Annotated in this window: 20 protein-coding genes; 7 read left to right on the forward strand and 13 right to left on the reverse strand. The window is 64.3% G+C overall.

What is annotated here, in order from left to right:
- Positions 1-106 precede the first annotated feature (106 nt).
- Positions 107-1,210, reverse strand: coding sequence for a hypothetical protein (locus tag HWX53_RS24300; protein ID WP_244140246.1), 1,104 nt, complete (start codon positions 1,208-1,210; stop codon positions 107-109).
- A gap of 590 nt (positions 1,211-1,800) precedes the next feature.
- Positions 1,801-3,267 carry a GNAT family N-acetyltransferase gene (locus HWX53_RS24305; RefSeq protein ID WP_175945700.1) on the reverse strand — a complete coding sequence of 489 codons (1,467 nt, stop codon included), beginning with the start codon at positions 3,265-3,267 and terminating at the stop codon, positions 1,801-1,803.
- 108 nt (positions 3,268-3,375) lie between these two features.
- On the opposite strand from HWX53_RS24305, the gene HWX53_RS24310 reads away from it, so the two are divergent.
- Entirely contained in the window at positions 3,376-4,491 is a 1,116-nt protein-coding gene (locus HWX53_RS24310) for a GNAT family N-acetyltransferase (protein WP_175945701.1), read from the forward strand.
- A gap of 63 nt (positions 4,492-4,554) precedes the next feature.
- On the opposite strand, the gene HWX53_RS24315 is transcribed toward HWX53_RS24310, so the two are convergent.
- Together HWX53_RS24315 and HWX53_RS24320 are read right to left on the reverse strand one after the other, a co-directional pair.
- The gene (locus tag HWX53_RS24315; RefSeq protein ID WP_244140247.1) at positions 4,555-5,637 is read right to left on the reverse strand and encodes an EpsG family protein; all 1,083 of its coding nucleotides are present in this window, start codon (positions 5,635-5,637) and stop codon (positions 4,555-4,557) included.
- Positions 5,638-5,727: 90 nt separating this feature from the next.
- Entirely contained in the window at positions 5,728-6,684 is a 957-nt protein-coding gene (locus HWX53_RS24320; RefSeq protein ID WP_175945702.1) for a right-handed parallel beta-helix repeat-containing protein, read from the reverse strand.
- 171 nt (positions 6,685-6,855) lie between these two features.
- Between HWX53_RS24320 and HWX53_RS24325 the strand changes: the two genes are divergently transcribed.
- A complete protein-coding gene (locus tag HWX53_RS24325; protein ID WP_175945703.1) occupies positions 6,856-7,437 on the forward strand; it encodes a serine acetyltransferase in 582 nt (193 codons plus the stop codon).
- A gap of 399 nt (positions 7,438-7,836) precedes the next feature.
- On the forward strand, positions 7,837-8,964 hold the full coding sequence (locus HWX53_RS24330) for a glycosyltransferase (RefSeq protein ID WP_175945704.1): 1,128 nt from the start codon (positions 7,837-7,839) through the stop codon (positions 8,962-8,964).
- 19 nt (positions 8,965-8,983) lie between these two features.
- On the opposite strand, the gene HWX53_RS24335 is transcribed toward HWX53_RS24330, so the two are convergent.
- On the reverse strand, positions 8,984-10,003 hold the full coding sequence (locus tag HWX53_RS24335; RefSeq protein ID WP_175945706.1) for a polysaccharide deacetylase family protein: 1,020 nt from the start codon (positions 10,001-10,003) through the stop codon (positions 8,984-8,986).
- Positions 10,004-10,041: 38 nt separating this feature from the next.
- On the reverse strand, positions 10,042-11,229 hold the full coding sequence (locus HWX53_RS24340; RefSeq protein WP_175945708.1) for a hypothetical protein: 1,188 nt from the start codon (positions 11,227-11,229) through the stop codon (positions 10,042-10,044).
- Between the two features lie 246 nt (positions 11,230-11,475).
- Between HWX53_RS24340 and bluB the strand changes: the two genes are divergently transcribed.
- Entirely contained in the window at positions 11,476-12,123 is a 648-nt protein-coding gene (gene bluB / locus HWX53_RS24345; protein ID WP_175945709.1) for a 5,6-dimethylbenzimidazole synthase, read from the forward strand.
- A 4-nt stretch (positions 12,124-12,127) separates the two neighbouring features.
- On the opposite strand, the gene HWX53_RS24350 is transcribed toward bluB, so the two are convergent.
- The 5 genes from HWX53_RS24350 to HWX53_RS24370 form a co-directional block, all read right to left on the reverse strand.
- On the reverse strand, positions 12,128-13,342 hold the full coding sequence (locus tag HWX53_RS24350) for a YeeE/YedE family protein (RefSeq protein ID WP_175945710.1): 1,215 nt from the start codon (positions 13,340-13,342) through the stop codon (positions 12,128-12,130).
- A 121-nt stretch (positions 13,343-13,463) separates the two neighbouring features.
- Positions 13,464-14,549, reverse strand: a complete 1,086-nt coding sequence (locus HWX53_RS24355) for a carotenoid 1,2-hydratase (RefSeq protein WP_244140274.1) — start codon at positions 14,547-14,549, stop codon at positions 13,464-13,466.
- A gap of 26 nt (positions 14,550-14,575) precedes the next feature.
- Positions 14,576-17,137, reverse strand: a complete 2,562-nt coding sequence (locus HWX53_RS24360; protein ID WP_175945712.1) for an FtsX-like permease family protein — start codon at positions 17,135-17,137, stop codon at positions 14,576-14,578.
- On the reverse strand, positions 17,134-17,829 hold the full coding sequence (locus tag HWX53_RS24365; protein ID WP_175945713.1) for an ABC transporter ATP-binding protein: 696 nt from the start codon (positions 17,827-17,829) through the stop codon (positions 17,134-17,136). Before HWX53_RS24365 ends, HWX53_RS24360 begins: the two co-directional genes overlap by 4 nt.
- A gap of 261 nt (positions 17,830-18,090) precedes the next feature.
- Positions 18,091-18,711 carry a hypothetical protein gene (locus tag HWX53_RS24370; protein ID WP_244140248.1) on the reverse strand — a complete coding sequence of 207 codons (621 nt, stop codon included), beginning with the start codon at positions 18,709-18,711 and terminating at the stop codon, positions 18,091-18,093.
- Between the two features lie 267 nt (positions 18,712-18,978).
- On the opposite strand from HWX53_RS24370, the gene HWX53_RS24375 reads away from it, so the two are divergent.
- The 3 genes from HWX53_RS24375 (at position 18,979) to HWX53_RS24385 (ending at position 23,149) form a co-directional block, all read left to right on the forward strand.
- Positions 18,979-20,085, forward strand: coding sequence for an NADH:flavin oxidoreductase/NADH oxidase (locus HWX53_RS24375; RefSeq protein WP_175945716.1), 1,107 nt, complete (start codon positions 18,979-18,981; stop codon positions 20,083-20,085).
- Between the two features lie 69 nt (positions 20,086-20,154).
- The gene (locus HWX53_RS24380) at positions 20,155-20,523 is read left to right on the forward strand and encodes a hypothetical protein (protein ID WP_175945718.1); all 369 of its coding nucleotides are present in this window, start codon (positions 20,155-20,157) and stop codon (positions 20,521-20,523) included.
- 292 nt (positions 20,524-20,815) lie between these two features.
- Positions 20,816-23,149, forward strand: coding sequence for a filamentous hemagglutinin N-terminal domain-containing protein (locus HWX53_RS24385; RefSeq protein WP_175945719.1), 2,334 nt, complete (start codon positions 20,816-20,818; stop codon positions 23,147-23,149).
- A 54-nt stretch (positions 23,150-23,203) separates the two neighbouring features.
- On the opposite strand, the gene HWX53_RS24390 is transcribed toward HWX53_RS24385, so the two are convergent.
- On the reverse strand, positions 23,204-24,958 hold the full coding sequence (locus tag HWX53_RS24390; RefSeq protein ID WP_175946192.1) for a ShlB/FhaC/HecB family hemolysin secretion/activation protein: 1,755 nt from the start codon (positions 24,956-24,958) through the stop codon (positions 23,204-23,206).
- A 249-nt stretch (positions 24,959-25,207) separates the two neighbouring features.
- On the reverse strand, positions 25,208-26,377 hold the full coding sequence (locus HWX53_RS24395) for a zinc-dependent alcohol dehydrogenase (protein ID WP_175945720.1): 1,170 nt from the start codon (positions 26,375-26,377) through the stop codon (positions 25,208-25,210).
- Between the last annotated feature and the right edge of the window lie 367 nt (positions 26,378-26,744).

Genomic DNA, 26,744 nt, shown 5'->3' on the forward strand with positions numbered 1-26,744 from the left:
GGAAGTTTAGTGCGTTGGCGCTGAGTGGAAATCAGAGACAGCCGACAAACAGAAGAGCCGCGACGAAATGGCGGCTCTCCTGTCCATGGCAACGGACGCCTGCCGCTTAGCGCGTGTACGTCATATTCGTCACTTCGACCGACGGACCGGCGTTATCCCAGTCCGTCTTGCTGAAGCCGAGCGCCGAATGCGTGTACACCGGGTTGTCGCTGCTGATGTGGCCGGTGACCGAACGACCGTTCAGCTGCAAGCCGCCGACCGCGTACGCGACGTGATTCGAGGCGTTGTCGTGGTGGTTCGTGATGTCGATCGACACGACCTTCGCGACCGGTCCGGGGAACGCGCCGAGGTACACGAGGATGCCGTAGTGGCAACTGTTCGTCGTCGGGCTGATGATCTTGATGTTCTGCAGCACCGCGTTGTTGTTGTTCGGCTCGATGTCGAGGCCGGCCGAAGGCATCGTGCCGCCGATGGTCGACCACGTCGGCGAGTCGAACGTGATGTTGCTGCCGCTCGTGATCGTCGCGCCCTGACGGCGGCAGCCCGTGGCCACGTGCTTGGTGATCATGACCGCGTTGCTCGCCTTCGTGACCGTGCGATACGAGTTGCCGATGTAGATGCCATCGCCCCAGCAGTTGATGGTGGTCGGCGAGGTGATCGTGACGTTCGTGCCGCCGGCAATCGAAATGCCCATGCCCTGGCCGCCGTCGTTCGGATCGTTCGTGGCTGAATTCAGCTCCTTGCTGCCGTCGAGCGTCGCGTTTTCGATCTGGACGTTGTCGACGTCGAACACGCGCAGCATCTGGTAGCTCGCCGTGTTGTGCGCGAGCAGCTTGATCGACGCGCCGCTTGCGAAGCGCAGGTGCGAGTTCGAGCGCAGATCGAGGCCGGCCGCGTCGATGCGCACCTTGCCCGAGATCAGCAGAATCTTGCCCACCGAGCCGTCGATGGCCTTTTGCAGCGCGACGCGGTCGTTCGTCACGCCGTCGGCCTTCACGCCGAAGGAGCTCGCGTTGACGACGGTGCCCGAGGTTGAGGTGCTCGCGGTCGCTTGCGTCGACGATGCCACGCTGGTGCTCGATGCCGCCGACGCGCCCGAAGCGGTCGACGCGCGGTGCCAGCGCTTGTCGGTGGCGGCGAGGTCGTCGGCGCTGCCGCCGCCGCACGCGGCCAGTGCCGCCGTGCCGGCGCCCATGACAAGCGCGGTCACGAATTTGCGGCGCGTCAAAATGCGGTTTTCGGTTTGGGAAGCGGTGTGCTCGAGGAAGGAATTAACGGTTTTTTTGGAAAAAGACATTGTGCTTGACGTTATTGATAGGCGACTAGGAAAAGAACGTTCGTCGAAGACCGATAAATCGGGCGACATTTGCCGAGCGGTTTAACCGGGGCTCCAATTGCCCAAAGCAAGCCACTCCCAATATGCCGGTCAAACTTACTTCATAACGCTCGCGTTACAAGGTATCTACTACCGACACCGGGGACGTATGATACATAACCTTGTATGACCATTAAGAATGTTTCGTAACGAGCTGTAACGAATTGGCGGGGACAGGTCAAAATGTCGAGGACGTACGTACGCCGCAATCGCACGCCTGGCGGGGGATTCGGGAAAACGCGGGGGATTAGTTCTGAGGATTAAAATTAATTTCGCGCGAGCGGCGAAATTAATCCGTCGTCGCAAAAGGACGACGGTTTTCATGTCTGAGGAAAAGTGAAATTCTTTCTGGCAATATTCCTCTGAATTAATGCGCCGGCTGCGTGTTTTATTGCTTGATTTTCCAGCCGACGGATTTACTCAGATTATTTAGCGGCTTCGCTCGTGCGGGTTTCTACTGATTCGCTGCGGGTTTTTCCGGGTGGCACTTCCGTATTCGGCCGGCGCATTCCGGCGCGAATGGCAGCGAGTTTGGCCATGCCGTCTTGCATCGCGAACGCAACGCGTCCCCACGAAGACTGGGCGATCTGAATACTGACCGCAACCGAGAGGTTCCCTTTGCTCCAGTACGGCTTGAATGCCTCGGACCCGACGCCGAGGTCGAAGTCCAGGCGGTGCTCGATCGCCCAGCGCACCCACGCTTCGGTGGTGATCGCGCCGGGCGCGAGCTTGCTGTGCTGGCGGTCGAAGCCGCCCATCGCGCCGAGAATGCTTTGCGTTCCCATGCCGATCATGTTGGCCGCGATAGGCGCGCCGTCGAGCATGAGCACCATCATCCGCGCGCTCGGCTCGGAGTCGGGTCCCGACGGGTAGTTGAGGATGTTCACCAGATAGTTGCGAAAGAGCGGCGAATAGAGCCATGCGCCCTTCTTGTCGACGCGCTCCGCCCAGTTGCGCTTGCAGGCCAGCATCCAGTCGACCATGCGCGCGTTTTCGTCGGCGTCTTGTGGGCCGAGAATGCGGATCTCGACCTTGCCCTGCCGTTCCAGGCGCCTGAGCAACGCGCCGGGCTTTTTCCCGGACAACGTGCCGAGCGGCGCTGAGAAGCTCTCCCAGTCCTTTTCCCGCGAGAGCCGCGCAATCGCGTAGGGATGCTCGTTCGCGACCATCATGCCGTCGTGGGCGCTCGCCAGCCGATACAGATCGCCCTCCTTGTCCAGATAAGGAAGCAGGATGATGTCCGCCGGGCACTTCTCCTGTGCCGCCTGCCATACTGCTTTCGTCAGTCCGGCCGACGCGTAGTCGGGGTCGGCGAGTAGGGTCGTATAGTCAGCGGATTCCGGACTCAACGGACGCAGAATGGTCCAGAGCCGATTACGCGAGCGTACGAGCGGCCATACCGCGATCAGACGACCTTCGCTACGAACCGCGATGAGCCGCAGCGTGCGCCCGAGCGGTTTTGCGACGCACTCCCAACTCAGCCACGCAACCGGGAACGATTCGTGATGGCGCCCGTTCGCGCGCCTCCAGAGCGCCTGCCATTCGGGTTCGAGTGCCTTGAATACTTCGGGTGATTTGATGATCTCGATATGCGGTGCTGGTGCAATCATGAATGTGCCTAAGCCCTTGCTTGGTTTAGGATCGCCCGTGGAACAGGGATCGACGGGTTGGACAAAAGTACGCGAGTCTGGACCCTTGGGTGTCCTGCGCCTGAAATCTTGCATCGGCGAGCAAGGGGCGCAACGTGCGATGCCGTACAGTGGTTCACGCGAATGCTCAATACCCTGCGGTAAAACACCGTAATACGTCGCCTGACGACGTAACTTGACATCGCCGAAAAATATGCATTGCCTCTTTGATCCGATCTCGGCACACGCTTTCCATCCCGCCACGCGAGGCATCGGAAAGTTGTCGACTAACGCGCACAGCGCCTGATCCTGATACTGCCGAAAGGCCCGAATTTAGCCCCATGGCTATCATGAACCGAGTTGCGAGGGACAATGGATAACGAATGCTTTTCTGTCAGCGCTTTACCCGATACGACGAATACCGAAGCCGTCAAAGCCAAACCCAAGTCGAAACCCAACAAACCCAAGGCCAAAGCGAAAGAGATCGTCACCAGCGCGAATGACAACGCGCGCCCGCAAGGCGCGTTCGAACGGTCGATCTTCCATCAACCGTGGTGGCTCGATATCACGAGCGACGGCAGGTGGGGCATCGCCGAGGTGAAACAGGGCGATGAAGTCATCGGCGAAATGCCGTACACGCTCGAACGCAAAGGCATTTGGCGCATCTCGGCCTTGCCGCCGATGACCCGCACGCTCGGTCCCATCATCAAGCCGCAGAAGTCGGGCGCCGCCGACCGCGAATGGTGTTATCGACTGGACATTACCCGGCAACTGATCGCCAAGCTCCCGCCGGTCGCGCATTTCCATCAGTTGATGGACACGCGCATGTCGGAAGCCGAAGCCTTCGCGTTCATGATTCACGGCTACGACGTGTCGATCGGCTACACGATGGAAATGCCCGCCGAACGCACGGAAGAAGAGGCATGGTCCGGCCTGCGCCGCAATACCCGAAACTGGGTGCGGCGCGCGAGCGAGCAGCTCACCATTCGCGAGATCGACAGCCCCGACGCCTTCACGCGCTTCTACGACGAGAATCTCGCCGTTCGCAAGCGCAACAACGTCTACGGCTCGCAGATCATGCGGCGACTGCTCACCGAAGTGCTTCAGCGCAAGTCGGGCACGTTGCTCGGCGCGTTCGATCAGAGCGGCAACCTCGTGGCCGAGACCGCGCTCGTCTGGGACGATCGTGCGCTGTATTACTTGCTTTCTTCGCGTCTCGCCGAAGCGCACGGCGGCGCCATCAGCCTGCTCATTTGGGAAGCGGCGCGCGTGGCGCGCGAGCGCAAGCTCCTCTTCGATCTTGACGGCATTTCCACCGCCAGCATTCTCGACTTCCTGTCGGGCTTCGGCGGCCGTCTCGTCACGCGCTATGAAATCGAAAAAGTGCGCGCGGACTTCGGCGCGCTGCGTACCGTCCTGCGCGGCGAAAAGACCGCGACCAAGACAGGCGCCAAGCGTCTGCGCAAAATGCCGGTGGAAAAGACGTGATGTGAAGCGCTCGGGCGTTCGGCATCGGCTCGCACATTGCGCCGATGACGAATCGCCCGCCGTCTAGCTTCCGATGAAATACGCGTAGACGCCCTCGAAGTAACTCTTGATGATCTCGGCGGATAGCACGAGCAATACGCCGACGATCCACCAGATCGAAAATGCGTTGCGGAAGCGAATCTGCGCCACGATGAACGGCAAGAGCAGCTGCACGCAATACCACACGCGCCCTTTGCCGAAGGGAAACAGCGCGAACGCGAGCAACAGATAAAAGACCAGCACGATATGCATGGTGGCCAGCTCGGTCCAGACTGTGGGCTGCGCCTTCGGCCGGTTCTTCCATTCCGAATACAGCATGACGATGGATGCGGTCATATAGACGACGAGCAGAATCACGAGCTTCATAGTGAAGTCGTTCTGATAGTTCGCGTATTCGTCGATGCGCCGGCCGCCGAAGTTGCGAAACAAGAAGCCCGCCGACGATACGAGCACGAGCGCCGTGACGCCCGCGCACGCGAACGAAAGCCGCCGGCGGTCGCCGCACGCGCGGATCGCCATGAGAAGCAGCGCCGGCACGGCGAACGTCGTGTGCACGAAGCTCGCGAGGACCCAACCCGTGAGCGGCCGCTGATACCGCAGCGAGATCAGCATGGCGATCGAAAAGCCCATGCCCTGGCGAATCTGGAATGTGCCGACCGTAGCGAGCGCCATCGGCACGACCGCCCACAGGCAGAGTCCGACGAGCGGCCTGCGCACTTCCAGCAGCGCAATGAAGATCAGCGTGTTCAGCAGCACCACGGTGACGCGCACGCCGGTGTCGGGCGACAAGCCGAGCGCATTCAGCCCGACCACCCATGCGCGCCAGCCGAATTCCTCCGTGACCGTGCTGATGATGAATGCAAGCGTCGATGTCCGTTGATGATAGGAACTGACGAACCAGTCCCACGTCGTACGGCGAAAGTATTCGAGGTAATTGTCCTGGTCGAGCAGCGTGGACACCTCGCGCGGACTTGTCGCCATCAAATACAGAATGACGAGTGCAATGGCGATATAAGCCCAGCCGCTCGGCGTCGCGAAGAAGTTCTGCGCGCGATGCCCTGTCCGAGACGCCTGCGCGTCGCTCAAACGCATTGCCCGTGCTTTCATCTAAGGATTCCCAAGGAATATCGGCCTAACGCGAGCGTGCGGCGGCGTACGCATCGAGTCTGTACGTTGTCACACAACGCGCGAATGGCACTATCGGACGAGCCGCAAGTCCGTCACGACGACAGCGGGACCGCGCTTGTCGTAGTCGACATTCTCGACCGACGCTAGCCGGGAATTCACCCACGTGGGCGCGCGACTTTCCACGCGGCCCTTCACGATCCAGCCTTTCGTATCGAGTCCTGAAACACTGAATGCGTTATCGGCTGAATTTTCGTCGCGATGACCGGTGATCCGAATATCGACATTCTTCGCGCGCGGTCCCGGCAATTGCGCGAGAAACACGAGAATGCCGATCTTGCAGCGGCGCGTGACTGGATCGACGACGCGAATGTTTTCGAGCACGTCGCGATTCGAATTCGGCTCGATATCGAGGCCCGCAGAAGGCGCGGTGCCGCCGATGTCTTCCCACACGCCGCGCTCGATGGTGATATTGCGGCCACTGATGATCGACACGCCTTGTCGGCGGCAGCCGACCGCCCGATGATCGACGAGACGAATGTTATCCGGCGCGGTGGCGCTCGGCCGGTAACTGTTCGCGATGTACACGCCGTCGCCCCAGCAGCCGATGGTCGTCGCCGCGCGAATCGTCACATTGGCGCTGCCCGCCACCGAAATGCCCATGCCGTAGCCCTCTTCGTGGCGCTTGGCAGGCGCGGCGTTCAGTTCCTTGCTGCCGTCGAGCATGGCGCCTTCCAGCACCACATCGTTCACGTCCCAGATGCGGACGATCTGATAGAACGGCGTGTCGTGCCGCAGCAGCTTGATGGATGCGCCGGGCCGAAAGCGCACGCGCGATCCGCTTCTGAGTTCGATGCCGGCCGCGTCGATGCGGCAGCGTCCGCCGATCACGAGCGTCTTGCCGACGGATGCGTCGATGGCCTTCTGAAGCGCGACGCGATCGTTCGTCGCGCCGTCGCCCTTCACGCCGAACGTGCCGGCATCGACCGTATCGTCTGCCCACGCGGGCCGCGGCGCGACGCTCTTCATCAGAACGCCCGAAGTAATCAGCTGTATCGCAAGTCTTCTCTGCATACCGTTCAGGCGCGCGTGCGCTGCAACTTGAATAAGTCCAACGAACTGTGAGTTCTCACACTTATATGACCGCGCGGCCCCGTTAGGCTACGCGGCAACGACCGCGATCTCCGCTCTTCAATCCACATGACGAATTTAGCAAAGAAGCCTATCGACCTTATCAGAAGCGATCTTTACCGCTATGCCGGATCGCTCGGTGCCGGCGTGTTCATTCGTAAGTTCGTTTCATCGGAAGGATTCAATTATTCCGTCTGGTTTCGCCTCGCATCCGGGTATTCCCGCGGAATGTCCGGTGTACTCCTCAGAATCATATTGCGTCGCAAACAACGTCAATTCGGCATCATCATTCCGGCCGGAACGCGCATTGGTCCGGGACTGTACATTGGCCATTTCGGCACCATCGTCGTGAATGAAACAGCGGTGATCGGCGCTAACTGCAATCTATCGCAAGGCGTGACCATCGGCTCGAATCACGGACAGGCCGCGACCATTGGGGATAACGTTTATATCGGGCCGAACGTATGCATTGTCGAAAACGTATTGATTGGCAATTCAGTGACCATCGGCGCGGGCAGCGTCGTGACCTCGAATGTACCTTCCAATGTGACGGTTGCGGGAGTGCCGGCTCGCGTGGTCAGCGACGACCTCGCGCGCAAGCGCGAAGGCCGCTATATCGTGCGCCGATGGGTCGCCAAAGACATCGCATGATCGTTCGGTTGTCATGACAACGACATGAGATATGTCGGCAAGGACGCTAAAGCACAAACTAAGGCTTTTGCGGCCCGCCAATTTTGGAGCAATACGCGGTCTAGCTAACATTTCGTCAACGAAAAACCTAGTTACCAAATCGGCTGTCCGCGCGATGATATTCGGACTCCAAAGAGCCTTGCATGCGCGGGAATTCCCTGATTAATCATAAAAAAGGCTTCTTAACAAAACGGGACTTCGGAGCCCTTATTTATCGGTGTTCCTTTTTCGGCCGAACCGGGTCTGTTGCATTTGCTTAAACGTTTGACCTCAGCGCACCGATTCGCGGCGGTCTCACGCAGGTGCAACATGTTCTGAACAGATCGACGTCCGCACTGTTGACAAAATGAGTAAACGACAATGCTGAACCTTGCCCTCGGCTGCTTCACATCGTTTTGTCTGACTCTTCTGATCGTGAAATACACGAGCCATGCGGGATCGAGATGGCTCGACAACGATCTCACGGGAGTGCAGAAGAATCATGCGTTTCCGGTTCCGCGTGTCGGCGGCATCGCAATCATCGGAGGAACGGGTATTACCTTTGTCATGGGCGGCATTTTCGGCGCGAATCCGCGCGGCGAGTCTTTGTTGCTGCTCGCATGCGCGGCGGTGCCGTTCGCGGCCGGCTGCGTGGAAGATCTGACCAAGCGCGTGAGCCCGCGCGCGAGGTTGCTCGCGGCGATGGCCGGCGCGATCGGCGGCGTCTATGCGTTGAACGCGGTGATCGGGCGCGTGGACCTGCCTATCGTCGATCGCGGTCTCGCACTCATGCCGCTTGCCATCGCGCTGACCGTGCTCACCGTGTCGGGACTCACGAACGCGATCAACTTGATCGACGGCATGAACGGCCTCGCTTCGGTATCGTCCATCCTCATCTTCGGCTCGATAGGCTTTGTCGCGCATCAAGTGGGCGACTGGCTCATCATGAGCGTTGCACTGACGATGATCGGCACGATCCTCGGTTTCGCCGTCTGGAACTATCCGGGCGCCGCGATTTTTCTCGGCGATGGCGGCGCGTATTTCATCGGCTTCGTCATGGCGGAACTGCTCGTACTCCTGATCGCGCGCCACCCGGCGGTTTCGGCGTGGTACGCGGCCGTGGTCGCGATCTATCCGCTCTTCGAAACCGTCTTCTCGATCTATCGGCGCAAGCTGGTGCGCGGGCGGCCGGTCAGCGAGCCGGACGGCGTGCATCTGCATACGCTCGTGTATCGGCGCATTGCGCTGCGTGGCGCCGATTACCGCGATGTACGGCAGCGCGGACGCCGCAATGCGCGCACGTCGCCTTATCTGTGGGTGCTGTGCTCCGTGGGCGTCGTGCCGGCGTCGTTGTTCTGGAACGAGCCGGTCGTGCTATTCGCCACCGACCTCGTCTTCGTGAGCATCTACGTGTGGTTTTACGCGTGCATCGTCCACTTCAGGACGCCGCGCTTCCTGGTCGGCCCTTCGTCGATCACGCCGGCCACGTCGCAGGAGACGCGGCGCTAGAAGGAACCGAAGCGGCGGCTCAGGTCGCCGCCTCGGAGGTGCTGTACTCGGGCTCGTCCGTCCGATGATGGGCGGCGAGCGCGCACAGTTCTTCCATGTTCATCGACACGAAGCCGTACTTGTCGCGCAGATGCGCGTAGTGGTCCGCGATGCGTTGCAGGAACGCGATGTTCTGCGCCGTGTCGCGCCCGAAGTTGTGCGGATGCCACCACAGATGATAGAGCCGCTTGTTGATGGCCGCGTAGGTCATCGCGTCGGTGATTCGCTTCAGACGAAGACCGTCTAGCCACGCTGTTTTGCGCTTGTAGGGCCTCAAGAAACTGCTGGCCGGGAAATTGAACGGCATCGCGCGATAGCACTCGTCGAGCGCATACGTGTTGTGGCCGGAGACGTCGATGTAGGCGTCCAGCAGGCGCGTCGCTCGCATGAGCCGGCTCTGTCCCGCCTTGTCGGACGCTGCATAGGCGTGCCCCTGTTGCGTGCCGCGATAGCACAGCACTCCGAAGCGGGTAAGCGAAGCGAGGTACGCGTCGTTGCACTGGTTGCGCGGAAACACGATGCTTCGCACGTACACGCCCGTCCGCCGCGCCACTTCCACGGCGCGCGCGAGATCGGCTTCGAATTCGCACACGCCCTGCCCTTCTTCCAGGCAATAGTAGTGCGAGTAGGTATGCGTGCCGATGGCCTGTCCCGGCTGGTGCGCAATGCGCTCGATCAATTCCGGCGCGAAGTGATAAAGCGGATCGAGTTCGCGCGCCGCTTCGATGTACTCATAGGGCGATATGCCGGGCCGCGTATAGCGGGGCCGCGCGTCCGGCAGATTCGCCTTGAGTTCCGCGATATCGCGATGAAACAGGAAACCGACCGTCGCCCAGGTCGCGTGAATGCCGCTTGCGCCGAACACGCGCAGCATCTCGGGAATGGCGCGCCGCACGCCGCGCAGGTTTTCTCCGTAACTCTCGATCGTGCGTGTTTCGCGCACGCCCCATAACAACTCGAAGTCGAGAGAAACGGTGAAGACGCCGTGATCGGATGGCATGAATCGGTCTCCCGACGAATATGCGCGGCTATGGTGGATCAACGGCCGGAACGGGCCATCGCGTTTCGGTCGCGCAATGGGGTCGCGGCGGGCGCGTCGGGTACATCGCTTCGAGCATCCGCCGCCGCAGTTGCACCCGCGCGCTCGTAAGCCAGCACAAACGCAATGTTCACGCACAGAATCATGAGAAGACCCACGATCAACATGCTCAGATTGCGCAACTCATCGTGGAATCCGAACGTGATGAAAAGCGGCACGTTCACGACGAGCGCGATCCATACGTGACGCCGGAATACGAGCGGCAGCTTGCTCCAGCCGGAGCGCAGCAGAACAACGGCAATGACAATGTTGATGACGTTGAAACCCTTCGACATCACGACGCCATAGTTGTATTCGAAGCGCAGATAGCTCAACGGATGAATCAGAAAGTCGAGATTATGGAACAGATGGAACTGCGCGACATCGCCGCTATTTCCCGCATATTTCAGCTTGATTGCCAGATTGACCGCCGCCGCGATGGCGAGCAACACCGCCTGCACGATCACCGCGCGACGCAAGGAAAGGCGCGCGTGAAGAAACGGAAACAACGTGAGCGTGAAGAAGAGAAACGATTCCTTGTTCAATGTCGCGATGGCCGTGAGCGGAATCAGCCATAACGCTCGGCCGGTCGCCGCGAGCCATACCGCGAGCATCATGAAAAGCAGTTCGGGGAAGTCGTAGAAATAGGCGCCGTCGGTCAATATCAGCGGGAATATCGCGACGAGCGCCATCGGCGCGAGCGTGCTGGCGACTCTGTCCGCCTGCAAGGTCATGCAGACTGCGCGCATCGCGAACATCGCCATAAAGAGCGCGGTGAACGACATGCCGAAGATCAGGTAATAGCGCAGCGCGTATTGCGGATTACGCGCATCGACGGCGCTCGGGTAAAACCATGTGATCGGATGATGCGTCCGGTTGTCGTCCATCAGAAGCGCGTCGACTTTCGTCTTCAGCTTCTCCGGCATGGCGCGTTCAACGCCGTTCGCAAGCATCGGCAACAACTGGCGATAAACGAACGGACGATCGATCGTGCCATCGAGCATGGCGGGCAACGCGAACTCCGGCGTCTGATCGCGGAATTGCCACTTCGTGAAATAACCGTTGTACGATGCCGCCGCGACCACGTAATACATCACGACGAGCAGCATCCAGCGTACACCGCGGCGCAGAACCGGTTCGTTGAACATGGCGATCTCCAGACGATGTGTCGACCCAGCCCCGCAGCTCGGCACGAGACTGATATCGGTCAGGCGACTGTTCCGGACAGCCTCGCGCATGTTCGCTGATTTTCCTCGCCGCGAAGGTGGGCTACCGCACCGTTATGCAAATGCAAGGCGTACTGAGCGAAGGCACCGCGACGCTTTCGCGAGTGGCGGCCTGTGCGACATCGCGCGATGCGGATAGAGTGGCGCTACTGCAATTTCTTCGAGATCATGGATAACCAGACCTTCAGCGAATCGGAACGCAACGCCGTGTATCGCGCCATTCAGGAGCGCCGCGACATGCGCCATTTCGTGAGCGATCCCGTCGCGCCGGCCGTGATGCAGCGGCTCATCGACGCCGCGTTGCATGCGCCGAGCGTCGGCTTCATGCAGCCCTGGCGCATCGTCCGGATCACATGTCCCGAGATTCGCGCGCAACTTCACGCGGCGGTCGAGCGCGAGCGGCTGCTGACCGCCGATGCGCTCGGCGAGCGGCGCGATGCGTTCATGAAGCTGAAGGTGGAGGGCATGCGCGATTGCGCGGAGGTGCTCGTGATGGCGCTGATGGACGGCCGCGAGCGCCATGTGTTCGGCCGCCGGACGCTGCCCGAGATGGATCTCGCGTCGGTGGCCTGCGCCATTCAGAACATGTGGCTCGCGGCGCGCGCCGAAGGCATCGGCATGGGATGGGTGTCGCTTTTCGATCCGCAGGAAATCGCCGACGTGCTCGCGATGCCCGCAGGCGCGCGGCCCGCGGCGATTCTGTGCGTCGGACACGTCGAGCGGTTCTACGACGCGCCGATGCTGGAAACCGAGGGCTGGGCCACGCGCCGGCCCCACGAAGAATGCGTCTTCGAGAACCGGTGGCCGGCGCGTTGACTTCTTAACAGGCTGTCGGCCTGACGCGTTCCACTTCCAGCCCGAAGAGCGGGCGCAGGCGCGTGCCGAGCACGTTGCCGAAGAACGCCGCCACGAGCCACAGCCAGCCGTGCAGGCTGCCCGACACGATGCCGCTGAAGTACGCGCCGATATTGCATCCGTACGCGAGCCGCGCGCCGTAGCCGAGCAGCAGACCGCCGACGATGGCGGCGATCAGCGAGCGCATCGGCACGCGCCAGACCGGCGCGTAGCGGCCCGCGAGCGCGGCGGCGAGCATCGCGCCGAGCACGATGCCGATATCCATCACGGACGTCACATCGTGCGAGACCGGCGCGGCGAGCGTTGCGGCGTTCGGCTTGCTCATCCAGTACGGCCAGCTCGCGACGTCGAAGCCGATGGCGGAGGCCGCCTTCGCGCCCCACAGCGCGAACGCGGACGTGACGCCCCACGGCCGGCCCGACAGCGCGAGCGTCGCGAAGTTGAGCACCGCGAGCGCCAGCGCGCCGGCGAGAAGCGGCCACGGACCATGCAGCCACGGCGACGTGTGCGCGGGCTGCACATGTGCGGCGACGAGCTTGCCGTGCCGGCGCTTTTCGATGACGACCGTCAGCGCGGCGATCAGCGCGAACACGATCCAGTTCACCGCGAGCGCGGGCGCAAGACCCAGCGACTTCACGAGCGAGATGGGCTGCAACGAAGGCAGCGCGGTCCAGAACGGCATATGCGCGGTCGCGATCACCGATCCGACGATGAACGCCGCAAGCGTCACGATCATGCGCGTGCTGCCGCCGCCGACCGTATAGAGCGTGCCGGATGCGCAGCCGCCGCCCAGTTGCATGCCGATACCGAACAGAAACGCGCCCACGATGACCGACGTTCCCGCAGGCGAAACCAGCCCGGTCACGGGCATGCCGAAAAGCGACCCGGCGGCGAGCGCTGGAAAGAACAACGCGACGCCCACGGCCAACATGAGCATTTGCGCGCGCAGGCCGGCGCCGCGGCCATCGGCAATGAACACGCGCCACGCGGACGTGAAGCCGAAAGCGGCGTGATAGAGCGCGACGCCGAGCAGCGCGCCGACCACATACAGCGCGGCCTGACGCGCGCCGGCAGTCTGCGCTAGATAGAGCACACCGGCGAGCAGGAGGAGGCCGGCGACGGTCAACGGCTTCGGGTTGATCTCGGTGCGGCGGCGAAGAGGGCTGGCTAAATCGGACATGATGAGTCGAGGCGGTGAATTTGCGCAAACCCCTATATTGTCGGCCTATTTCGGGGTTCTTGCTGACGGCCGCTTCGTCGCCGCTTGGTCACCGCTCGGTCACCGCTTCATCACCGCTTCTTCACCGCTTCCCTGCTTCGGCCTCCTTGCCGTAGCCCGTGAGTTCGAGATAGCCGCGTCCGCCCTTGCCTTCCGCCTGACCTTCGCCCTTCACCGTCACGGCGCCTTCCCAATACACCGCGCCGGTGGATTCGCGCGAGTCGAGTTCCTGATCGTCGATGAGCGGCGCGAGACGCCAGCGCATCGCGCCGACGCGCACCGTCATCGCGACCGGATAGCGCGTGTTCGTGCGCGGCGAGCGCCACTGGCGTTCCGGCGTGAACTCGACATCGCCAGGGCCGAACTGCATCATGCGGCCATCGCGGTCGCGCAGCGCGGCGTGCGCCCAGACCGCGCGGCCGTCGCGGCTGCGGACCTTGAACGCCATGAGCGCGGAACCGTCGTCGAGGTTCGCGCCGAGCCAGTCCCAGCCGGCGGCGTCGGCGGGCAGCAAGGTGCTCGACCACTCGTGATCCAGCCACGCGCTGCCGGTGACATCGACCGTATCGCCCGTGCCTTTCGCCGAGGGGCGCGTGACGCTTCCCGTCACCTGCAACTGCGGTTCGCTGTAGTAATAGCTCGCTTCTTCCGGCGACGGCCCCTTGCGCGAATAACCGCGCTCGCCCTGGATCATCGGCGGCTGCGTCGGCGTGAATGTGAGATGCAGCGCGAAGCCGGCGGCATCCGCGCTCACGGTGTAGCGGCCATCCGCTTCGCGGACCATGCGCCATGCGTCGAGCTTGACGTCCGTGTTGCCGTTCGCCGCATACGCGAGCCCGAAGCCCTGCCGCGCGATGTCCTGATCGTGCACGAGCCGCCCGAATGCCGGATCGGAGAGCGCGGCGTGCGCGACGATGACCTGCGACGGATCGAAAGCGCCGCCGCCGCCCTTGCCCGTGTTCGAGCGAAAGAACGTGATCTGGAAGCCGAGCGGCTTCTTGTCCGGCGTTTGCAGCCAGCCGGTCGCATACCACCACTCCGTGCGGTACGCGGGATGCGCGCCGCTGTCCTGCGGCCAGTCGATCGCCCGGCCCGGCACGACCGCCGCGAACGGCGCATCGGCGGCGAGCGCGCTCGTCGAGAACGACGCGGCCAGCGCAAGAAGCATCGCGATGAAGGAGCTGAACGAGCGCATCACCAGTCCTCCCGCACGGCGCGCACCGCATCGACCGATACGGCGCGCCGCCCCGCCAGCACCGCCGTCGTGCAGGAAGACACGAGCATCACCACGCCGATCACGACGAGCATCGTCCACGGCACATGCAGCGACATGGTCCAGTGGAACGATTGCGGATTGACCACGAAAACGAGGATTAGGCTGATGGCGAAGCCGAGCACGCAGCCCATGACGATACCGAGCAGCGTCAGCAGGCCGCCTTCGGAGGCGAGCAGCGCGAGGATCTGTTTTCGCGTCACGCCGACATGGCGCAGCATGCCGAATTCGCGCGAGCGCGCGAGCGTCTGGACCGAGAACGTCGCCGCGACGCCGAACAAGCCGATGATGATCGCCACCGCTTCGAGCAGGTACGTCACCGCGAAGCTGCGGTCGAAGATCGTCAGCGTGCGCGAGCGGATGTCGCCGGGCTGCGAGAACTCCAGCGCGTCGCCGAACGGCAGGCTTTGCAGCGCCGCGATGACCTGCCCTGCCCGCACGCCGGGGCGCAGCGTGATGGCCACTTCGGTCGCGCCCATGTCGCCCGTCAGCCGCCGATAGTCCGCGAGCCGCAGTTGCAGCGCGCCCGTCTGCCGCACATAGTCGCGCCAGATGCCCGCCACGACGAAATGTTCGTCCGCGCCGCCGAGCGGCAGTGTCACGCGCTGGCCAGTGCGATAGCCGTACAGATCGGCCATCGCCTCGGACGCCCACACCGGCGTTTCGTCGGCGCGCCACGCTTCGGGCGGCAGGGTCGCGCCGGTCATTTGCAGCATCGCGCCGGGGTCCGCGCCGTTGATCTCGCGGGCGATCACCGCGACGGGCGGTTTCGAGGCATCGAGCGTCACCTGCGACGAGCGCGAGAACGCCGCCCGCGCCACCCCGCCCGTGGCCGCGATCTGCGCCTGCTGCTGCGGCGTGAGCCCGCCCGTATCGCCGGTGGATGCGAGCCGCGCATAGACATCGGCGGACAGCAGATGCTCCAGCCAGTCCACGACCGATATCCGGAAACTCGCCACCATGATCGCCATCGCGACGATCAGCGTGAAGCTCGACAGCACGCCGCCCATGGCAATCGACGCCTGCCCCGGCGCGTTCGCGAGCCGCGCGAGCGCGAGCGTGCCCACCGCGCTGCGGCCATGATTGCGGCGCAGCCACGCGTAAGCCGCGCTCGCCGCGCCGAAGACCATCGCCGTGAGCCGCGGCATCAGCGCGATGCCGCCCACCAGAAGAAGCGCGACGGCGAGATAGCCCGCGATGGGCGCATCGTCGATAGGCGGCGCCTGCGTGAGCGCCGCGCCCGCGACGAGGCACAGCAGCGCGGGCCACGGCGTCGAAAGCGGCGAGAGCGCGGCTTCCTCGCTGCCCGCTTTCAGCGCCGGCGCAGGGCGCGCGCGAACCGCTTCGAGCGCGGGAACGAACGTGCCCGCGAGCGCGACGCCCAAACCGAGCGCGAGAAAGATCGCGGTCGAGACCGGCTCGAAATGCACGCGCGGCTGCACGCCCGGGAAGTAGCCGCCGCCGAGATCGCTGCCGAAAAAGCGCAGCGCGAGCCCGGCCACCGCAAAGCCGAGCGCGATGCCCAGCAGCGCGCCCGCCACGCCGAGCAACGCGCCTTCGGACATGATCTGCCGCACGAGCTGGCCGCGCGTCATGCCGAGCACGCGTAGCATCGCGAACTGCGCGCGGCGTCGCACGACGCCCGCCGCCTGCGTCGAGAAGACGAGGAACGCGCCGGTGAAAAGCGCAACGAGCGCGAGCACGTTCATGTTGATGCGGTAGGCGCGCGACAGCCTGTCGGTGCGGCTTTCGGTGTCGCGCGTCTCCGCGACGACGAAGCGCGGGCCCAATTCATCCTGCAACGCGCGGCGAAACGCTTCGCGATCGACCCCGCGCGCGAGTTGCAGGTCCACGCGCGAAAGCCGTCCCTGCACGCCGAAGCGCGACTGCACGGCGGCGATATCCATCACGCCGATACGCTGGCCGGCCAACGCCCGCACGATGCCGCCCGCCACGCGCAAGCGCACCGGCGACGTGCCGTTCTGCAAGTCCACGTCCGCGCCCACGCGCGTGTTCAGCCATTGCTGCGCGGCGGTCGAAAGAAAGATGGCGTCGTCCGACAAGACGTCGAGCGGCGTCTGCGGCGACGGCACGCCGGTCAGATCGGGCGCGATGCGCTTTGCGCGAAACACGTCGATGCCGAGCACCTTCAGCGGCGCGCTCTGCTTCGGCACCGCGACATCGAGTTCCAGCACGGGACTCGCCACGACGACGCCCCGGCGCGTGGCGAGCATCGGATAAAGGCGCTCGTCGATGAACTGTTGCGCGCCGCGCACCTGCAAGTCCGCCTGCCCCGACAGACTGCGCGCGGCGGCGGAGAATTCGTTGAAGGCCGCGCTGTTGATGAGTTGCACGGCGTAACCGAGCCCGACGCCGAGCGCGATCGTCAGCACGGCGACGATCGCGCGCCCGCGATGACTGCGCCATTGAGCGCCCAGCAGCCAGCGCGCGAGCATGCGATGACCGGCGGCGCGCGCCGTCATCGCGCGCGCGACTCGTTGAACGCCGCGAGCGACGCGGCTTCGTGCAACGTGCCGTCGGCGAGGATCAGCACGCGGTCGGCAAACGCGGCGGCGGCTTCCGAATGCGTGACCATGATCACGGCCGCGCCGGTCGCTTTCGTTTCAGCGTGAAAGAGGCCGAGGATTTCGTGCGCGGTTTGCGGATCGAGGTTGCCGGTCGGTTCGTCGGCAAGTATCAGCCGCGGGCGATGCACCAGCGCCCGCGCGATGGCCACGCGCTGAAGTTCCCCGCCGGAAAGCTGGCGCGGCAGATCGTTCTGACGATTGAAGAGACCGACGGCGGCGAGCATGCCGTGGGCGGGCGTGGTCGGCAGGCCGTTCAGGAGCAGCGGCACCGCGACGTTCTGCACCAGCGTGAGATGCGGCAGCACGTGAAACGCCTGAAACACGAAGCCGAGCTTTTCACGCCGCGTTTTGGTGGCGGCTTCGTCGCTCATCGCGGAGATGGGCACGCCGTCGATCAGAATCTCGCCGCTGTCGGGGGCGTCGAGGCCCGCGATCAGATTGAGCAGCGTGGATTTCCCCACGCCCGAGTCGCCCATGATCGCGATGAATTCGCTCGCGCCGAGCGTGAAGTCCAGCCCTGCAAGAATGGTTCTGCCGGGACCATAGGTTTTGTGAAGGCGGCGGCATTCCAGGGCGGGGCGTGTCATAGGCAAGCGCGCTCAGTATCCTCGGGTGACGAGTATTATGCCTAAGGTGTTTCTTCCGATGTGAAAGCTCGTTCGCGTTGCTCATTCGACTGATGTTTCGGCGGCCATCGGAATGTTGGATGGCGTCGTATCATGCCGCGACCCCAATAATGGGGCCTTCGTTAGGAATGCTTGTCTTGTTTGGCGACATTCGAAGACACCGCACTTAATTCGATGTGCGAACGATCCGAGCGAGGACCGCGACTAGCGCCATTCGCGCCCTCACTGCGCCGTCTTCACCGCATCGGCTTCGGCCGGCTTATCCCAGCCGAACGCCTGCACATCCGTCACCGCGCCGCCGACCGCCACGACGCCGCGTATCTCGCCGGGCATCGGCAGCACGACTCCATGCCACGACGCATCCGCGCCGCTCTCCCCGCGTTCGGCGCGCGTCTTCGCGATGCGCGCTGCATCCGCGAGCGCATCGACCGCGAGGCCGATCCCGACGCTCGCCGCGCCCACCGCGATCACGATCCAGATGCCCGAATACGCGACATCGACGTGAACGCTGCGCTTGCCGCGCGGGTCGGTTGCGATGATGCGCTCGTCCGGGCCGTCCTCGACCTGAACTTCTTGCGGACGGCAATCGAACATCTGCGAGACGACGAGCCGCAGCGTCGCGCGGGCCACGCCGAAACGCCGCCCGATGGCCGAATGCGGATGCAGCCGCGCGCGCCTGCGCTCCGCGACACTCAGCCAGCTGCCGACATTCGACGCCGACGCGAAGCGGAATTCGCTCGTGACGAGCCAAACGCACAACTCGCCGCTCGCGGGCGGCCGGTCGACGGCGCGCGATTTCGCGAGGTCGTGATAACGCCACGCGGCGTCATCGGCTAGTTTCAACGGGAAAGACGTGCAGACGCCCTGCATCATGCACAAAGGCTCAGTCGAAGGGCGAAGGAATGCGGCATGGCGGCGACCTCTCAGGTTGTTTTTGTGGGGCGCCCGCCGGGCGGGCCCACCTGCATTTTCCGGAACGGTTCCTTAACAAACGCTTATGAGATGGCCTTCATTCAGCATGCAATGATATGCAGTTGGCGCGCATGGCACCCGCATGCCGGAATATCGATTGCTGCCCTCTCCGACCACCTGTCATTCCGGAGACTCCCTATGCCACAAGCCGCTCTGTTTACTCCCACGCGCGTGCGCAACCTCGAACTGGCGAACCGCATCGTCATTGCACCGATGTGCCAGTACTCGGCCGAAGACGGCTGCATGAACGAATGGCACCTGATCCATCTCGGCCAGCTCGCGTTGTCGGGCGCGGCGCTGCTCACTATCGAGGCGACCGCCGTGCTGCCCGAAGGCCGCATCACGTGGGCCGATGTCGGCCTATGGAATGACGAGACCGAAGCCGCGCTCGAACGCACGCTGAAAGGCATTCGCCGCTGGTCCGACATGCCGATCGCCATCCAGTTGAGCCATGCGGGCCGCAAGGCATCGACGGAAGTGCCGTGGGAAGGCGGCGCGCAGCTCGCGCCCGACGACGCGCATGGCTGGCAAACCGAAGCGCCTTCGTCCGTGCCGTACGAAGAGAGCGAAACGCCGCCGGTCGCGCTGGACCGCGCGGGGCTCGAGCGCATCCGCGACGCCTTCGCCGCTTCGGCGAAACGCGCCGCGCGACTCGGCCTCGACCTCATTCAGATTCACGCGGCGCACGGTTATTTGCTGCATCAGTTCCTGTCGCCGCTTTCGAACCGGCGCGACGACGAATACGGCGGCTCGCTCGAAAACCGCATGCGCTTTCCGCTCGAAGTCTTCGACGCCGTGCGCGGCGCCTTCCCCGAGGACCGGCCGGTAACCGTCCGCGTGTCCGGCACGGACTGGGTGGAAGGCGGCTGGGATATCGAACAGACCATCGCCTTCGCGCGCGCACTGGAGGCGCGCGGCTGCGATTCGATCCACGTGTCGAGCGGCGGCCTGCACCCGGCGCAAAAGATTCCCGTCGGTCCCAGCTATCAGGTGCCGCTTGCGCGCGCGGTCAAGGGCGCGGTGAAGATGCCGGTCGTCGCGGTCGGGCTCATCACCGGCATCGAGCAGGCGGAGAGCATCATCGGAACGGGCGACGCGGACATGATCGCGCTCGCCCGCACCGCGCTCTACGACCCGCGCTGGCCGTGGCACGCGGCGGCGCAACTGGGCGCGCACGTGCGCGCGCCGAAGCAGTATCTGCGCTCGCAGCCGCATCAATATAGGGACTTGTTCGAAGAGGACTGAGGCCCCGCGCGAACGTCGCGGCGTGCTATCTTCAAGCCGTCGCGCGTCGCCGCGTCATGTGGTGCGATCATGAGTCAAGTCCGCTATCCGCTCGGACCCGACGACCGGGTGCATCTTCTCTGCTGGCTCACATGCGGCTTTCTCGGCGCGTTCTATCTCGAAGGCGCGTGGCCCGAGCCGTCGTTTCAGGTGCGCGCGGCGCATCGCTGGCTGGACAACCACAACCGCGCCGCCGACTGGATTGAGACCGCGAAGCTCTCCGTCACCGCGCAGGCGCTCGCGTCGCGCTTCTGTCCGCTGCTCGATACCGAAGCCGGACGCAGCGCTATCGAAAAGATCATCGAAGGCGACGATCTCGACTACGAGAGCCAACTCGTTCAGCGCATTTTCCACGCGTGTGTCGTGCAACTGACGGAGCGGCGGCGGCCCTCGCGCTAAAGTCGTGCAACCCCGCGCGCGGCGTTGTATTCGTCCGACAGAACGCCTTCCTCCAAACGCTTATTTCACTTGACAAGCCGGTTGCCCGCGCCTTGCAGCAAGCCTTCGGCCGCGCGGATTTTTTCTGCAGCGACTATGTGCGGTAGCACACACTTCGGCGTTCGGCCGCGTTGCTAAATTCGTGCCGCCTGCTCGCACATCGATGTTCGCCCTCTCGCTAGCCGACGACGGCGCGGCTACACCGTCAGCGGCCAAAAGACGACAAAACAAATCGACACAGCCCGGAGGGTGTATGCAGCGCAGCATCGGTTCTTTCAGTCGCGCCTCGCGGCTTCGGCCGCTTTCGGCCATCGTGCCGCTTCTCGTCGGTCTTCACTGTGCGCACGCCGCGCCCCCGCTTCCGAGCGGCGGCCAGTTCGCCGCGGGCAGCGGTTCGATCACCGGCGGCGGCCGGTCGCTCGTGATCGACCAGACTTCGCCGCGCGGCGTGATCGACTGGAAGAGCTTTTCCATTGGCAGCGGCCGGCAGGTCACGTTCAACAACGGCAACGGCGCGACGCTCAATCGCGTGACGGGCGGCGATCCGTCCACCATTCTCGGCCAGCTCACCGCGAGCGGCAGCGTGTATCTCATCAACCCGCAAGGAGTGGTGATCGGGCCGGGCGGCGTAATCGCGACGGGCGGGCGCTTCGTCGCGTCGTCGCTGAACGTGAGCGATGCGGCCTTCATGAAGGGCGGCGACCTCACCTTTTCCGGCGACGGCCGCGGCGTCGTCGTGAATCTCGGCAAGATCGGATCGAGCGGCGGCGATGTCTTCCTCGTCTCGCGCACGGCTGCAGTCAACGCCGGCTCCATCGACGCGCCCAAAGGCAGCGCCGAACTGGCGGCGGGCGCGCAAGTGCTGCTGCACGATTCGTCGAGCGGCCAGCAGATTTTCGTGCAGACGGGCAGCCACGGCACGGTCGCGAACGCGGGCGTGATCCACGCGGCGCAAGCGAGCCTTCAGGCCGCCGACGGCAACGTCTACGCGCTCGCGGGCAACAACGCGGCGATCCGCGCGACCGGCACCGCGAAGCGCGACGGCCACGTGTGGCTCGTCGCCGATCAGGGCGCGGTGCATGCGGCGGGAACCCTCGCCGCGACGAATGCGAACGGCAGCGGCGGCACGGTCGAAACCCGCGCGGCCACGCTCGATGTCGCGAACGCAAACGTTGTCGCGGGCGAGTGGTCGCTCTCGTCGCCGACGCTCGCCATCGACAGCGCCACCGCGAACGCCTTGTCGCGCAGCCTCGCCAACGGCACGTCCGTGAATGCGCAGTCCGGCGGCGATCTGACCGTGAACGGCAACGTGCAATGGAACGGCAACGCGTCGTTGACGCTCGGCGCGGGGCACGGCGTGACGGTGGCGCAGACATCGACTATCGCGAACACGGGCGGCGGCAATCTCACTTTGCGCGCCGATGCGAGAGGCGTCGACAACGGCGGCAGCGTGACCAATCGCGGCAAGATCGACTGGTCGGGCAGCACGGGCATTGTGAGTGCGCTCTACGACATGAACGGCAGCTACGCGCCCGGCACGCTGCTCACGCACGCCGGCTGGACGGCCGCGCCGTATAGCGGCGTCGTCACGCAGATCACCGCGTACAAGCTCGTCAACACGCTCGCCGATCTCGGCCGCGTCTCGCAGAACCTCGCGGGCAACTATGCGCTCGGCAAGGACATCGACGCGAGCGCGACCGCGTATCCCAACTTCTTTACGCCGATCGGCGCGACGCCCGACACGCCGTTCACCGGCCAGTTCGACGGCTTCGGCCGCACCATCGACCGGCTCGCGTCCAGTGATTCTTCGTCGTCGGGCTACGTCGGCATGTTCGGGGTGATCGGCGCGAGCGGCGTCGTGCGCGACATCAAGCTGACGAACGCCAGCGTCGGCGGCGGCGCGCCCGGAACCTACGGCCTGCTCGCCGCGCAGAACAACGGCCTGATCACGTATGCCTCGACCTCGGGGGACCTGTCGTACGGCGGTTTCGGCGGCGGAGGAAACGGCGGGCTCGTCGGCGCGAACAACGGCCGCATCGAGCGTTCGTCGAGCAGCGCGACGGTCGGCTATCAGGGCCCGTCCGGCGGCCTCGTGGGCGTGAATACCGGGACCATCGCGCAGTCGTATGCGACCGGCGACGTCAGCGGCGGCTCGCATGCATCGGTGGGCGGGCTCGTCGCGTTCAATACCGGCACGATCACGCAGTCGTACGCGACCGGCAGCACAGGCGGCCAGACCGGCGACGGCGGACTGGTCTACGACAACGGCAGCACGGGCGTCATCAACGAATCGTTCGCGGTCGGTCAGGTCGGCGGCGGCGGACCTCCGTTTGCCGTGTACGGCGGCATCGCGGCGAGGAACGAAGGCGTGATCAACAACGTCTACTGGAACCGCGACACGACGACGTTCACGAATGCCGTGGGCGCGAACAACGGCACCGCGCCGGGCGACGCGAACGGACTCTCGAGCGCGCAAATGCGCGTGCCGGGCAACTTCGCGTCGTGGAACTTCAACGCGGGCGGCGCGTGGACGCTGCCTGCAGACGCGACGCACCCGGTCCTCAGCTGGCAGCAGGCGCGCCCCTGAGGCGTCTAGCACGAAGCGCGAAGGGCGGGCAGCCGCCCGCCCTTCAATTTCCGATCAACTTCCGATCACGACGAACACTTCGCCGAGCGGCGCCTTCGATCCGTTCGGCACCACCGCTTTCAGCGGGAACCCGAACGTTCCTCGCACGCTGACGAAACGCCCCATCTGAAAGCGAATGCCCGCGCCGACGCTCGCGAGCGATGCGTTGTTGACCTCGCCCGCTTCGGGAATGCGGTTCCACACGTGTCCGGCATCGAAGAAGACGAACGGCTGCAACGCCGCGACGCCCAGCGTGAACGCGGGCGCGCGCATTTCCGTCTGTACGTTCCAGCCGCGATCGCCTTGCGCCGCATACGGCTCGTAGCCGCGCACGGTCGCATCGCCGCCTAGTCCGAGTTCTTCGCTCGGCAAAAGCGTGTTGCCGGTCCACTGAAATAGCCCTCGCGCGGACACCGAAAATCCCGACGCCCCCAGCGCCGACTCATGCTGTCCCGACAGTTGCACGTACTGATAACGCGGCGTCGCGCCGAGCCGCGCGGCATCGAAGGCGGCTTCGTTGTTGCTGCTGTCGAGACGGCCGGGACTCGCAAAAATCGACGCGTTCAGATGCGTGCCGCCCGCCGGGTCGCTGTTCGTGAGATCGTAGGCAAGCACGAACTGGTGGATATGCGTGTTCGCGTTGAACACCTGAAAGCCGCCGAATTCGAGGTCGTTGTTCGAGCGCTTGAAGTCATAGCCGAACTGAATCTGCTGCTGCCACGCGCCCGCGTTGTCGAGCGGCGGAAGCAGGCGGTCGTAGCGAAAGCTCAACTGCGAACTGATGCCGGTCTGTCCGTAGCTGTCCGGCAGGCGCGGCGTGCTTTGCGCTAACACGCCGAACAGTTCGATGCGATCGAGCCACGGCAGCGGCGCGAAGAAGTTGAATGAGTGCGCAATGAAGCGCGCTCGGTCGGGCCGTCCTTCGATGTCCGGATTGCCCGAAAAGAGGTCGTTGCTGGCCGTCGCCTGATAGCCGATGCGCGCGTCGATGCCGAACAGGTTGCCGTAGTCGAAGCCCGCGAGAAACCGGTCTCGTCCCAGATCGCGCACGCCGTCGTTGTTGTAGCCGCCGTAGACGCGCAGCGGCAGGCGGTCGTCCGTTTGCAGCACGACGTCGGTGGTGTTCTGCGCCTCGCCCGGCGCATAGATCACATCGACGCGGCGATACGGATTCGCGTTGAGCAGCGCGAGCCCCGCTGCGACATCGGCCTCGTGGATCGGCTCGCCGCTCGCGAGCGGCATCTCGCGCGTAAGCAGCGCATCGGAGAAATAGCGGTTGCCCTTCGCCATCACGCGCCCCGCACGGAACTCGGCGACCGCGATGGTCACCACGCCGTTGCTCACGTCCTGCTCGGGCACGTAGACATCGACGAGCGGCTGTCCCGCGTCGCGATATCGCTGCACGACCGCGCGGCGGATCTGCGCGAGACGTGCGAAGGTGAGCGGCTTGCCGAGGTCGGCGGCGAAGGTGTCGAGGAAAGCGGCGTCGGCGAGCGGAAGGTCCGTGGACGTGATCGCGCCCTGCGCGGCGGACTGCGCGGCGGATCGGCGATTGCCCGATGCAGCCTCGCCTGCGCGCGCGAACGCAATGCCGCGCAAGTCTTCGATCGCGACGGCCTGCGACTCGTCGGCCGGCTGCTGCGGCGGCTGTGGCGCGCGCGGGCGCTCGGCGGCGGGCGGCGCGATCGGCGCGACATCGCGATAAGCCTGCGCGGCGGCATCGCCGATATGCGCGCAAAGCGCCGCCACCGCGACGGCCAACGCGCGCATCGGCGGAAAAAGACGCGTCATGCGCCGCGAAGGCGCATGGCCGAACTCTCGATGCGGCGGGCAACCAAGCCGCGCCGCGCATTGTCAGCGTGTGTCACGCCGCCTCCGATGCTGTCCGTTGCTGGGCCGCCGACTATATATCGGCGGCGCTCGGGCCCGCCAGCGTGCGTCCGGCGTGAATGTGCGAAAGCGCACGGTAAGCATACGAATCGCTCGCAGCCGCTCACGCGCGCGCAACGCATCACGCGCTCACGGCTTCAGCACGACCTTGATGCAGCCGTCTTCCTTGTCGCGGAACGTCTTGTACATGCCCGGTCCGTCCGCGAGCGAGACCGTGTGCGTGATGACGAACGACGGGTCGATCTGTCCGTCCTGAATGCGCTTGAGCAGGTCGTCCGTCCAGCGGTTCACGTGCGTCTGACCCATGCGCCACGTCAGTCCCTTGTTCATCGCGGCGCCGAACGGAATCTTGTCGATGAGTCCGCCGTATACGCCCGGCACCGACAGCGTGCCCGCCGGACGGCACACGTAGATCATCTCGCGCAGCACGTGCGGACGGTCCGTCTCCAGCATCACGGCCTGCTTCGCGCGGTCGTACATGGCATCGACGGAACGCGTCGCGTGCGATTCCATGCCCACTGCGTCGATGCACTTCTCCGGACCCTTGCCTTGGGTGAGTTCGCCCAGACGTTCCAGCACGCTTTCTTCCTTGAAATTGATGACGGTCGCGCCGCCCGCGCGCGCCATCGCGAGGCGCTCGGGGATATAGTCGATCGCGATCACCTGCTTTGCGCCCAGCAGCACGGCGCTGCGAATCGCCATCTGGCCGACGGGGCCCGCGCCCCAGATCGCGACCGTGTCCGTCGGTTCGATATCGCACTGCACGGCGGCCTGCCAGCCGGTCGGGAAGATGTCGCCGAGAAAGAGCACTTGCTCGTCGGTCAGGCCGTCCGGAATCTTGACGTGCGTCTTGTCCGCGAACGGCACGCGCACGTATTCGGCTTGTCCGCCGGGATAGCCGCCCGTCAGGTGCGTGTAGCCGAAGAGGCCTGCCGTCGTGTGGCCAAACACCTTGTCCGCGACATCCTTATTACGGTTGCTGCGCTCGCAGACGGAGAAGTTGCCGCGCTTACATTGATCGCATTCGCCGCACACGATCGTGAACGGCACGACAATGCGATCGCCCTTCTTGAGCGCGCTATTGCCCGCGCCGACTTCGACCACCTCACCCATGAACTCGTGGCCCATGATGTCGCCGGATTCCATGCCAGGCATGAAGCCGTCGAAGAGATGCAGGTCCGAACCGCAGATTGCGCACGTCGATACCTTGATGATGGCATCGCGCGGGTGCTCGATGACCGGGTCCGGGACTGTCTCGTATCGGATGTCTTTCTTGCCTTGCCAAATCAGCGCCTTCATTGTTTGCCTCCAGCGGGAGTGAAAGGTCGGAACGCGTGTCGAATCACTGAGTAGCAAGAGCGTCGACCGCAACGCAAGTGCAGCAACGCGTGTTCCGCGTGAGCAGCCGCCAGGATGTCCATGACGAGCTTGCGTCATCGCATACAGCACGTAAGCAATGCAATAACGCGACTCGCGCGGACGGGCCCGCGCATCGAGCGGCGACCTGCCCCACGCTTGGGAAACGACCGCGCGAACCGCGCCGCGCGTCGCCCCTATCGACGCGATTGGAAAAATCCAACGGCTCGGCGCGCCGTGGGAATACCCACTGCTATTAACTCGTTGCGCCCATCCGGTTCTAGCGCTGGACGCTCGATGGCGCTTCCCC

It is taken from the genome of Caballeronia sp. BCC1704 (genome assembly GCF_902833455.1).
GTDB lineage: Bacteria > Pseudomonadota > Gammaproteobacteria > Burkholderiales > Burkholderiaceae > Caballeronia.